Genomic DNA, 12,602 nt, shown 5'->3' with positions numbered 1-12,602 from the left:
CACCCTATATACTGCCATTTGCGCGTGTCGGGCTAGTAAGGTATCGGGTGCTCCATTTCGGGTGCAAAAATCGGGAGATTCGGATCGTGCGTTGTGAAGTATTTGTAAACAAATTGTTATCTGTTAAAACATAAAAAAGCCGTCTGCACCAGGAATTGTGCAGACGGCTTTTACTACGACTCAGGTCGATTTTAATGTGCTTCGAGCCAGTTGGCGCCGATGCCGATCCCGGTTTCCATTTTTACAGGCAGCGGAATGGCGATGCGCATGAGCTCATCCACTCTTTCTTTCAGCAGATCGATTTCGTCCCGGTGCGCATCAAAAACCAATTCATCATGCACTTGCAGGATCATGCGAGATTTGAGTTTCTCCTTTGCGATAAAATCATGAATGTTGATCATCGCCACCTTGATCATATCGGCTGCTGAGCCTTGTATGGGCGCATTAATGGCATTTCGTTCGGCATAACCGCGGTTGGTCTGGTTCCTGGAATTAATGTCCGGCACGTAGCGGCGCCTTCCCAGGATGGTTTCCACAAATTCCTTTTCCCGCGCATCATTCACCACTTTGTCCATATAACCTTTCACGGCAGGGAATTCTTCAAAATATGCCCGGATGATTTCGCCGGCTTCACCCCGTGGAATAGCCAGTCTTTGAGCGAGCCCGAATGCTGAAATCCCGTAAATGATACCAAAATTGACCATTTTCGATTTCCTCCGCATGTCCGAGGTCACTTCCTCCAATGGCACTTTGAAAACCTTACTGGCCGTAGTTGCGTGAATGTCACGCCCCTGATTGAATGCTTCGATCATACTTTCATCCCCGCTGAACGCCGCCATAATGCGCAGCTCGATTTGGGAATAATCCGCAGAAAGAATCTGAAATTCCTCATTATCAGGCACAAACGCTTTTCTGATCTCCCGCCCGCGCGGTGTGCGGATCGGAATGTTTTGGAGGTTAGGATTCGTTGAGCTCAACCGACCGGTTGCCGCAACTGCCTGATTGTAAGATGTATGAATGCGCCCGGTGCGACTACTTACCAGCAAAGGCAGTGCGTCCACATAAGTTGATTTCAGCTTTTGCAGTTCCCTGTAATCCAAGATTTTACGTGCAATTTCATGACTGTTTTCGAGCTCCGAGAGAATGTCCTCGCCCGTTGCATACTGCCCGGTTTTGGTTTTTTTCGGCTTCTCAATCAGTTTCATTTTATCGAAAAGGACCTCACCCAGCTGCTTCGGCGAGCTGATATTGAATGATTGCCCTGCTGATGCGTAAATTTCACTTTCTGTTTGCCTCAGATCCAGTTCAAGCACATTGGACATCTCTTTCAATGCGCCTATGTCGAGCCTTACGCCTTTGCTTTCCATGGAAGCGAGCACTTTCAAAAGTGGCATCTCAACTTGCTCGAACAGTTTGAATGCATTCACCTTCGGCAGCTCGCGCGAGAAGATCGTGTTCAGCTGCAATGTAATATCGGCGTCCTCGCCTGCATATTGCGTTATCTCAGAAATGGAAACATCGCGCATAGTGCCTTGTTTTACCCCTTTTTTGCCAATCAGCGAAGTAATGGAAACCGGTTCGTAATTGAGATAGGAAGCGGCCAGAATGTCCATACCGTGGCGCTTGTCCGGTTCCAGCAGGTAATGTGCCAGCATGGTGTCGCTGAGTTTGCCATGGATTTCAATTCCGTAACTTCTCAGCACCAGCAGGTCATATTTTATATTTTGCCCGATTTTTTCAATGGATTCATTTTCAAATACTTCCCTGAAATTTTCCAAAATTTCAATGGCTTTCTCGCGATCGGCAGGGACCGGGATGTAGAACGCTTCTCCGGGCAGATAGGCGAATGAAAGTCCTACAAGTTCAGCATCAATGGTGTCCAGCGATGTGGTTTCCGTATCAAAACAAAACGATTCCTGTAATGAGAGATAGTAAGCCAGGCTTTTCAGCAATTCCGGCGTATCCACGGTATGGTAACGGTGGAATGTGTTGTCGATGGTCGACTTCGTTGTCGGGATATGCAAATCCTCGTATGACTGCTCCGGGGCGTCGTCGTCTGCGATCCCTTCGCTGATGATGGCGGGCTGTTTACCCAGTTCCTCGGTTGGATTTCCAAAAATATCGAGCTGTCCGCCTTTTCCCGGCCCCGGCTTTAAAGCCGGGGTAATTGTTTGAGTTGATGAGCCCAAAATCCTGGTTTTAAGCGTTTTGAATTCCAGCTCGTCAAACAGCTCGATGATTTTATCAGCATTGGCTGCACAAACGGTAAGGTCTTCGGGATCAAACGGGACCGGAACTTTAATGTCGATCGTTGCGAGCTGCTTGCTCAGCACCGCCTTATCGATGTTCTCACGCAGCTTTTCACCTAACTTGCCTTTTACTTCGTCGGCGTGCGTGATGAGGTTTTCAATGGTGTCGTATTCCGCGATCAGTTTCTGGGCCGTCTTTTCACCCACACCCGGCACACCCGGAATGTTGTCCACCGCGTCGCCCATCAATCCCAGAATGTCAATCACCTGATCGATACGCTGGATCTGCCAGCGGTCGAGGATCTGCTGAACACCGAGCACTTCTGCACCTTTGCCCAGGAAAGCGGGCTTATATATGTACACATGCTCTTCCACAAGCTGACCGTAATCTTTGTCCGGCGTCATCATAAAAACTTCAAAACCCGCCGCAGAAGCTTCCTTGGCAATGGTCCCGATAATGTCATCCGCCTCATAACCGTCCAGAACGAGGATCGGGATACACATTGCTTCCAGGAGTCGCTTTACCAGTGGAATGGCCACTGTAATATCCTCCGGCTGGGCTTCGCGCTGCGCCTTATAGGCCTCATATTGTATGTGCCTGAATGTAGGTGCGGATGTGTCGAATGCAACGCCGATGTGTGTAGGTTTTTCCTTTTGCAAAACTTCAAGCAATGTATTGGTAAAGCCAAATACAGCACTTGTATTCAATCCCTTTGACGTGATCCTGGGCGCTTTGATAAATGCAAAATGCGCACGGTAGATCAACGCCATCGCGTCCAGCAGGAAAAGTTTATGAACGGGTTTATCCATGAGGTCTTTTATTTACGAAACTCAAATATAATGTAAGTGTGCCGATGAAATGGATTGCTGACGGTTTTTTGTAGATTTAAGGCAGCCATTGCTGCGTATCGACAGCATGCTTTCCCTTTATGTACATTTTTATATTATAATACTTTTTATATTAATAATAAAAATAAAATGTATAAATATAATTGTACTTTATAAACTTTAATATCTTTTTATAAATATTATATTAAACCTAATCAACGTGCCTGATGCGAATCATTTTACCTTTTTTAGCTGTTATCATTTTTTCCTGTAACCAAAATAAAGACGTGAACGAAGCATATCAATGGCCGGAAGCAACGCCTCCCGTAGCAGAAATGAAAGACCATGAAACCGGAATGCATGGCGACAAACGAAATGATGAGTATTACTGGATGGCCGATTTTTTCAGGAAAGGCCCGGACAGCAACAGCGTTGTGGATTACCTGAAAGCGGAAAATGCTTACACGGACACGATGATGGCGGCCACAAAGAAATTCCAGGAAGATCTTTTCACCGAAATGAAAGGACGTATCAAGGAGAAAGACGAGTCGGTGCCGGTGTTCAGCAATGGATATTGGTATTATACAAGAAGCGAAGAAGGCCAGCAATATTTCAAATACTGCCGCAAAAAAGGATCGCTGGACGCGCCGGAAGAGATGCTTCTGGACGTGGACAAAATGGCGGAAGGGCATCCGTATTATTCCGCGGTTGGTTTTAATGTAAGCCCTGACAATAAATTACTGGCTTATGGCGTGGACACTGTCTCGCGGCGCCAGTATACAATTTATATAAAGAACCTGGAAACGGGCGAATTGTTCAAAGACAAGATCTTCCCGGCAAGCGGCGGATCGGAGTGGGGGAATGATAACAAGACATTGTTTTACACAGCAACGAATCCCAAAACGCTGCTGAGCGAAAAGATCAAGCGGCATACATTAGGGGCCGATAGTAAAAAGGATGCGGTAGTTTATGCGGAGAAGGATAACAGCAATTACATTGGTGTTGGCAAAACCAAATCCGAAAAATACATCATCATCGCATCTTCGGCGACGATGTCATCGGAGTACAGGATCCTGGATGCGGACAAGCCGGAAGGCGATTTTGAGGTTTTTCAGCCAAGGATGAAAAATGTCCTTTACGACATCGATCATCAAAATGATAAATTCCTCATCGTTACCAATAAGGATGCGCTGAACTTCAAGCTGATGGAAACGCCGCTGAATAAGACTGGCGTGGAGAACTGGAAGGAGGTTATCCCGACCAGAAAAGATGTTCTTTTGGAAGGAATCGACGTCTTCAAGGATTTCCTGGTCATTACTGAGCGTAAAAACGGACTATTACAATTGCGTATCCGCAACATTAAAACCAATGCGGAACATTATGTGGATTTTGGCGAGCCTGCTTATATGGCTTATGCCAGTTCTAATCCTGAGTTTGATAGCAAAAATCTGCGTTATGTTTACACCTCGCTCACAACGCCCAATTCCGTGTATGATTACAACATGGAAACAAAAGGGAAGGAGCTGAAAAAGCGCCAGGAAGTGATTGGCGGATATGATCCGGAGGAATATGTGACGGAGCGCTTGTATGCAGAAGCACGCGACGGAGTAAAGGTCCCGATCTCGCTGGTTTATAAAAAAGGCACTGTGAAGAGCGAAAAGACGCCATTATTACTATATGCATATGGCTCGTACGGCAACAGCATTGACGCGGCATTCAGCAGCACCAGGCTCAGCTTGCTCGACAGGGGCTTTATATACGCAATCGCGCACATACGCGGCGGTCAGGAAATGGGGCGGCAGTGGTATGAAGACGGTAAGTTGCTGAAAAAGAAAAACACATTCTACGACTTCATCGACTGCGCGGAATATTTGATCAAGGGCAAATTTACATCACCTGCACACCTATACGCAGAAGGTGGCAGCGCGGGAGGCTTGTTAATGGGCGCCATTTCCAACCTCCGTCCGGACCTATGGCGAGGCATCATCGCCGACGTGCCATTCGTAGACGTGGTCACAACCATGCTCGACGAAAGCATCCCATTAACCACCAACGAGTTCGACGAATGGGGTAACCCGAAGGAAAAGGAATATTATACATTCATGAAAACATATTCCCCTTATGACAATGTCGAGAAAAAAGACTATCCCAACATGCTCGTAACCACCGGCCTGCACGATAGCCAAGTCCAATACTTCGAGCCCGCCAAATGGGTCGCAAGGCTCAGAACCCATAAAACCGATAAGAATGTGCTGCTGCTAAAAACAAACATGGAAGCCGGCCACGGAGGAGCGTCGGGGAGGTTTGAATATTTGAAAGAAGTGGCGCTGCAATTTGCGTTTATGTTCGCATTGGAGGGGATTCGGGAGTAACCTGGCCTGTTGGCCTGAGCAATGTTAACAACCAAGCCCTGTCAGCCTGAGCGGAGACGAAGGCGCGCTACCCAGGAGTAGCGCGCCTTCGTCTCCGCTCAGGCTGACAGGGCTTGCTAACATTGTCTCCGCTCAGGCTGACAGGGCTGGTTAGCTCACCTACAACACCCCGAACGCTGCCTCTATATCTGCTATAATATCATCGATATGCTCAATCCCTACCGAAACCCTTAACTGGGTTGGGTGTACACCTGCTGAAACCTGTTCGATTTCGTTTAGTTGCGAGTGGGTGGTGGAGGCTGGGTGGATGATCAGGGTTTTGGCGTCGCCTACGTTGGCCAGGTTGCTGATCAGTTTCAGGTTGTCTACGAATTTTTCTGCTTGTGACCTGTCCCCTTTGATGGCGAATGATAACACCCCTCCGAAACCTCTTGTAAGATATTTCTTTGCCAGTGTGTGGTATTTGCTGCTTTCAAGGCCGATGTAATTTACGCTTTCAACTTGTGGTTGAGCTTCCAGCCATTGCGCCAGTTTCAATGCGTTTTCTCCAATCCTTTCGACGCGTAATGAAAGCGTTTCCAGACCTTGCAGGAACAGGAAGCCGTTGAACGGAGAGAGGGCAGGGCCCCAGTCGCGCAGACCTTCCACGCGGGCGCGGATGATGAACTGAATGTTGCCGAATGGTCCGCCGATGCCAAAAACATCGTTCATAACCAGGCCATGGTAACTGGGTGATGGCTCGGTGAACTGCTTGAATTTACCATTACCCCAGTTGTACGTTCCCGCGTCTACAATCACGCCACCGATGGATGTACCGTGACCGCCGATCCATTTTGTTGCCGACTGCACCACAATGTGCGCTCCGTGCTTAATAGGCTGAAATATAGCGCCGGCTGCTCCAAATGTATTGTCAACCATTAAAGGCAGATCATATTTGTTGGCCAACGCTGCAAATGCCTCAAAATCCGGAACGCTGTAGCTCGGGTTGCCGATCGTTTCCAGATAAATGAATTTGGTGTTTTCGTCGATCAGCTTTTCAAAGCTGCTTACGTCGTCCCCATCTGCAAAACGCGCTTCGACGCCTATGTTTTTGAAAGAATTCTTAAACTGGTTGTGCGAACCGCCGTATAGGAACGATGTGGTAACAAAATTGTCGCCAACTGTCGTGATGTTATTGATTGCTATAAATTGGGCCGAATGTCCGGATGCAGTAGCCAGTGCCGCAACGCCGCCTTCCAAAGCAGCCACTCTTTTCTCAAAAACATCATTGGTAGGATTCATGATCCTCGAATAAATGTTTCCGAACTCCTTCAATGCGAACAAGTTGGCTGCATGCTCGGCATTATTGAACACGTAAGATGTGGTCTGATAGATGGGAACCGCACGTGAATTGGTTACGGGGTCTGGCTGTTGTCCGGCGTGGAGTTGTAGGGTCTCAAATTTCATCTTTTTGAACGTTGTTTAAGGTGGATAGAATTCAAATGTATTAAATAAACATATAGTAGATAGAAATTATAGTCTTTTATTTCAGACACAATTTTTATCATTTTACCAATAAAAATACTTTTTTCATATATGTCAACGGGTCAGCTTCTCCGAAATCTGAGCCAGCAATGCCCTGACTTTGTCTTTCAGGCTCTCCGGTTCAAGAATGCACGCGCTTGTGGCGAGCATCAGATACCATAGTGCGAAAGCGTCCAGCGAGGCGGACAGGAAGCTCATTTCAATGCCATCGTCGGTCACGGTCTCGGAAACGAAACCGTAATAATACTTTTGATTACGAATGTAATGTGATTTGTTTTTGTCGATTTTGATCCGGATCAGCCGCAGGTTTTTGGTGTCCCACGACTGCGAAAGAAAATCCTTTAACGGCGCGTGCTTATGCTGGAAATCTTTGTCGGTCAGTTCAATTTTAAGGATACGGTCGGAGCGGAAGTTGCGGTAATTGTTGCGTAAATGGCAAAACGCAATGGTGTACCAATACTCATTTTCATGATAAATCCCGACCGGCTCGATAACGCGTTCCGTCAGGTCCTGAAAGCCGAGCGAGTTGTAATTGATTTTGGTAATCTTCCTTTCAGTAATGCTTTTAAGCAGAATGTCCAGCGTATTGCTGTCCTCCCCATAAAACGGCTTGGCCGATTGCCTGACCTCAATATGGTTTTCAAGCGTTTCCACCATTGACTTTTCACTGCTCCGCAACACAGATTTGATCTTGAACATTGCCGACTGATATTGCGACTGCGTCGAAAGGTCCGTGAATTTTTCCATCAGCTTTTCGGCCGTGATGAATGTCCGCGCTTCCTCTTTCGTGAACATGACGGGAGGCAGGCGGTAACCATCCATGATAGAATAGCCCACGCCTGCCTCCCCGATAATAGGCACGCCTGCCTCTGCCAACGAGCTGATATCCCGGTATACGGTCCGCAAACTAATTTCAAACCGCTCTGCGAGATCCTGCGCCTTTACAATTTTGCGGGATTGGAGCTGAATAAGTATGGCAGTAATGCGGTCGAAACGGTTCATTTTGTGGCTGGCTAACGGATTTGCCACAAAAATAAACTTATTGGACCGGTTCTCTCAAATTAAATGCCTCAGAAATTAACTCAAATGACCTTATGCGGTTTTCATTGCTGTCGGCCATGGTGGAAATGATAATTTCATCCACATCAAAGTCGTTGGCAAGCTTGGTAAGATGCTCTTTGACGTCATCTTTTGTGCCAGATACGATCCTTCCGCTGTTGTAACGGAGGCGTTCAAGCTCGCCCTCGGTAAACCTGTATTTTTTCACCGTTTCCACATCTGGGAAAGGCCCGAATTTTCCTTTCTCAAATTCGATCAGAATGTAATCCATCATTTTGCGCATTTCAAGCGCCTTTTCCTCTGTTTCGCCGCAAAGGACAAATACTGAAAGCAGGGCATGCGGCTGCGCATATTGATCCGACGGACGGAAGTTTTTGCGATATGTTTCAATCACATCCGGCTTAACGAACCCATTGATAAATTTAGCGACAGCCAATCCCATCCCAAATCGCGCAGCAATGTTGCTGCTGCCCCCGCTGGAACTCAGGATCCATTGCATAGGAATGGTAGGGGACTGTGGGGCTGCGTAAATGAAACCACGTTCCGTCCCTGCCGTATCCCGGAAGAAATGCTGTAAATGCTCCAACTGACGCAAATAACTGCTTTCACTGAAATCGTTGGAGGGATTCAAGAGTGAGGATGTGATCCTGTCCGTGCCAGGCGCGCGGCCCATTCCCAGGTCGATGCGGCCCGGGAAGAGTGTTTCGAGCATCCGGAAATTCTCGGCCACTTTCAATGCACTGTGATTGGGAAGCATAATGCCTCCTGAACCGATTCGGATGTGGTTTGTCGAATCCGCCAGTTTTACCATCAGCACTTCTGGTGTGGATCCTGCTATAAATGTTGAGTTATGATGTTCGGAAACCCAGAAACGGCTGTATCCGAGTTCTTCGGCAAGTTTTGCAGTGGCAATGGTCTCATTGATGGCATCCTGGACCGTAGCGCCCTGTCTCACAACAGATTGGTCCAATATCCCTAATTTTATATGCTTCATAAGCGTGATGGCTATTTAGTAGAGAACATCGGGTTTACCTTTTGTATTCCCTCAGAACACATTAGCGATGCTTTCCTTGCGGATAGCAACGCACCTGTGAAGATTAAATATCCATGCCATTGCTGCTTACAGCACGCGTTCCCAATATGTGGAACGGCCCAGCAGCGGAATTCCTACGTAGCCGCGGATTTCCAGTTTTTCAGTTCTGAGTTTCATCAGGCAGCTGTATGTTTTCCCGCTTTTGGGATCATACATTTTCCCCTCATCCCATATTCCTTCGCTGTATATGAAGTCGTGTAAGAGATCAATATTCAGAACACTTCTCGTCCGGAGTTTTTCATTGGTATTATTGACATCCTTGCGTTGCGTTTGACCGTCAGATTCCATTAATTTTTGCGCCCAAATAAGTTTCCCGGAGTAAGAATTTCCGTTTTTATAGATCTCAATGCGCGTGTCTTTTTCTTCATTCACCCATTCCCCCAAAATTTTATCACCTGGCGCAGATTGACCAAAAGCAAAAGATACGACAAGCGCAAAAAATATTGTAAAAGTAATTTTATACATTGGAATGCTGATCAGTCTCTAAATGGTTCGTTGATGTCAGAAGTCTTAAAATTATACTAAATGCCTCAAAAGTAAAATTTTTGTAACTAAAAGAGGTTTTTTGTTTATAATGCCTTTCCTGGCTTATTTTGGCACACTTCGATTAACGGTAATTATTCTAACATTGTTAAATATGTGGGTTAACGATGTTAGATTTTTATTTCTATTTTTATGACTAGAATAAATCACATTACTCTTACCCAGAGCCAGGCACAATATACAACACTTCATCCATATGTAAAACTGAATTATTCCAAGACATAACAAACTGGTTTAAGGCCAGTGACATTGTAGCTGTATCTTATCAGCGGGTTAATTGGGTGATTGCAGGTTATGGATATAAAAGTCGTGCTTGACAACTTCTGTGTTATGAGCTTAGTATTAATACTAGTCAACTCACGTTTTGTAACTATATTCGAAGCAGTAAACCAGCCTAATATTTATTCATGGAAAATCGACCTCCTGTTCCGGAAAACGAAATGGAAAGGTTATTCAGCCTTTCAGATTTTGACCTTGATTATTCGGATCACCAAGACACATTTAAAGACCTGGCCAAGCTTGCGGCTAAAGTGACGGGAACATCTATTTCGCTGGTTAACCTCATCGATTCATTGACACAATGGACCATTTCCAACTATGGTTTGGATTTGGATCAGATGCTTCGTGAGGATTCGGTTTGTCAGTATACCATCATGGAAACCGAGCAGTTTGAAGTTGCGGATCTTTCTCAGGACGACCGGTTCAAGGACAAATTTTATGTAACGGGAGGTCCGAGTGTGCGTTATTATTACGGCGTCCCGCTCAAAACCAGCAAAGGACTGCAAATTGGCGCATTATGCGTACTGGATACAGAACGGAGAGCGCTTGATCCAGAAAAAGTTGAACTCATGAAGATCATTGCTGATGAGATTGTGAGCCGGCTGAAAACGCATAAGGTGCTGGAAGACCTTCGTGCAAAGCTCACCGAGGCGAAACAAACCCAGAAAAAAGTCGCACACGACATTCGCGGGCCGCTGGGCGGGATCGTTGGACTGGCTCAGATCATTAAGGACCAGGGGGACGAAAATCAGATGGACGAAGTGCTGGAATTTGTAAATCTGATCCATAAAAGCGGAAATTCGATCCTCGATCTGGCCGAAGAGATCCTGGATTCACATAAAGAGAAGAAGACGGCTGTTCCCGAAGGCGCTGTCCTGGATAGCAACCGTTTTAATCTGGTTCTTTTTAAAGAAAAGCTTCTGAAATTATATGAGCCCCAGGCTAAGCATAAAAAGGTGTTTTTGAATGTTGAAACTAGCAGCCTTACCGAAAATGTAGCATTCTCTAAAAATAAATTGCTGCAAATAACTGGTAACCTGATCTCAAATGCCATCAAATTCACGCCGGTTGGCGGCACCATCACGGTGGATCTGAAACTCGCTATAACATTAGAAATGCCCACCTTGCTCATATCCGTAAGTGATACAGGCGTAGGTATGACCGCTGCCAGCGTCGAGAGTATCATGACCGGCAATGCATCCTCTACGGGAGGCACCAGTGGCGAGCAGGGCTTCGGATTCGGATTAGCATTGGTGAAACACCTCATCGACAGCCTGGAAGGCGAGATGGAGATTCATTCCATCGTCGGAAAAGGCACCACGTTCGATGTTAGATTGCCTCAAAACATCTATTAGTTATAGTTGTGATGTTGGACAGCATTAAACTGATTTCGAAAACTTCTTTTCGAGACTCGACATGACGTGTGTTGCAGTTAATCCGTGCATCGCGACCGAGAGCAACACGATGAACGATACGGTTGACCATAGTTCCTTATCCATTAAAAACGGCTCTTTACTTAAAGCAAAAGCAAGATAGTAAAACGAACCAACGCCGCGGATGCCGTAAAATCCTATGCCCATTCGTTCTTTAAAATGTAAATTCGTGCCAATCAACGCTATTAATGATGAAACGGGCCTGATGATCAATAAGAAAAACAAGGATAGCAATGCATATTGCCAGGTCAGATGATCCAAAATTCCGTGTACAAGGCTTCCTCCGAAAATGAGCAGCACAATAGCGACCAGGATTCGTTCCGTCTGGTCTGAGAAACTATGGAGGTCTTTGTGGAACTGGTGGTTCAGCTCGTAGTTACGCATCGTTACAGCAGCTACGAAAACGGCAATAAAGCCATACCCGCCCAGCAGCTCTACGATGCCAAATATCGCCAGCGCCGCAGCAACAGCAATAAAGCCATCATTGAGGTCAATCGACTTGCGCTTTTCGGAGAAATTAAAGATTATATAAGCCAGGATCCTGCCGAGTAGCAAGCCTAATCCGGTCCCAACAATGATTTTGAAAGCAAAGTCAACCCTAAACCATTCCCAGGTAAATTCACGAAAATCGCCCGTAGCAGACCCTGCGAGAAAAATAGCCAGCCAGGTGAATGGGAAGGCCATGCCATCATTCATTCCGGCTTCGGCGGTAAGCGAAAAACGCACCTCATCCCTGACTTGCTCCATAGGCGGCCCAACCTGCACATCGGCCGCCAGAACAGGGTCTGTGGGCGCTAAAACCGAACCCAACAGCAATGCGGAAGCAAGATCGAAACGCAAGAAATAGTATGCAATGAAGGTTACGGAAGCAATGCAAAGCACCATTGTGATGGTAAGCATGCGGAATGGAATGGCCCAGGATTTGAATGAGAAAGGCTTATCGATTTTCAAACCGGTACCCATAAGCGAGATCACGACGACCATTTCAGTCAAATGAATAGTCTGCACATTGAAAATCACCGGATTAGGGATGGGCAGAACATCGAGAAGCTGATAAACGATTACGCCCAGCACAACATAGACGACGGAATCCGAAATCCCTGTTTGCTTTGTGAAGGAAGGCATCCAGGCCATTCCAAGGACCGCAATCCCAATAACTGTGAGCGTAATGATATAGCTATCCATAAACAGAAGGGTTTAAAAACCATGCCTTTGCATTCAA

General features: G+C 46.3%; 8 protein-coding genes. 2 read left to right on the top strand and 6 right to left on the bottom strand.

The window, feature by feature from the left end:
• Positions 1-191: 191 nt before the first annotated feature.
• A complete protein-coding gene (gene polA, locus NFI80_RS06760) occupies positions 192-3,059 on the bottom strand; it encodes a DNA polymerase I (protein WP_235163713.1) in 2,868 nt (955 codons plus the stop codon).
• A gap of 245 nt (positions 3,060-3,304) precedes the next feature.
• Here polA and NFI80_RS06755 point away from each other — a divergent pair, with 245 nt between their 5' ends.
• A complete protein-coding gene (locus tag NFI80_RS06755; RefSeq protein ID WP_255703398.1) occupies positions 3,305-5,449 on the top strand; it encodes a S9 family peptidase in 2,145 nt (714 codons plus the stop codon).
• A 159-nt stretch (positions 5,450-5,608) separates the two neighbouring features.
• Here NFI80_RS06755 and NFI80_RS06750 read toward each other — a convergent pair whose 3' ends face one another.
• From NFI80_RS06750 to NFI80_RS06735, 4 genes are all read right to left on the bottom strand, one after another.
• Positions 5,609-6,895, bottom strand: coding sequence for an O-acetylhomoserine aminocarboxypropyltransferase/cysteine synthase family protein (locus tag NFI80_RS06750; protein WP_026628809.1), 1,287 nt, complete (start codon positions 6,893-6,895; stop codon positions 5,609-5,611).
• Positions 6,896-7,027: 132 nt separating this feature from the next.
• Positions 7,028-7,975 carry a helix-turn-helix transcriptional regulator gene (locus NFI80_RS06745; protein WP_235163714.1) on the bottom strand — a complete coding sequence of 316 codons (948 nt, stop codon included), beginning with the start codon at positions 7,973-7,975 and terminating at the stop codon, positions 7,028-7,030.
• Positions 7,976-8,012: 37 nt separating this feature from the next.
• On the bottom strand, positions 8,013-9,026 hold the full coding sequence (locus tag NFI80_RS06740) for an LLM class flavin-dependent oxidoreductase (protein ID WP_235163715.1): 1,014 nt from the start codon (positions 9,024-9,026) through the stop codon (positions 8,013-8,015).
• 126 nt (positions 9,027-9,152) lie between these two features.
• Positions 9,153-9,590, bottom strand: a complete 438-nt coding sequence (locus tag NFI80_RS06735) for a DUF2147 domain-containing protein (RefSeq protein WP_235163716.1) — start codon at positions 9,588-9,590, stop codon at positions 9,153-9,155.
• Positions 9,591-10,075: 485 nt separating this feature from the next.
• Here NFI80_RS06735 and NFI80_RS06730 point away from each other — a divergent pair, with 485 nt between their 5' ends.
• Positions 10,076-11,302 carry a GAF domain-containing sensor histidine kinase gene (locus NFI80_RS06730; protein ID WP_235163717.1) on the top strand — a complete coding sequence of 409 codons (1,227 nt, stop codon included), beginning with the start codon at positions 10,076-10,078 and terminating at the stop codon, positions 11,300-11,302.
• Between the two features lie 24 nt (positions 11,303-11,326).
• Here the strand turns inward: NFI80_RS06730 and NFI80_RS06725 are convergent, their stop codons facing one another.
• Positions 11,327-12,565, bottom strand: coding sequence for a cation:proton antiporter (locus NFI80_RS06725; protein ID WP_235163718.1), 1,239 nt, complete (start codon positions 12,563-12,565; stop codon positions 11,327-11,329).
• Positions 12,566-12,602 lie beyond the last annotated feature (37 nt).

The organism is Dyadobacter chenhuakuii (assembly GCF_023821985.2).
Taxonomy (GTDB): Bacteria; Bacteroidota; Bacteroidia; order Cytophagales; family Spirosomataceae; genus Dyadobacter; species Dyadobacter chenhuakuii.
The sequence above is the reverse complement of the archived record's forward strand: the minus strand, read 5'-3'. Positions and strand labels throughout refer to the sequence as shown.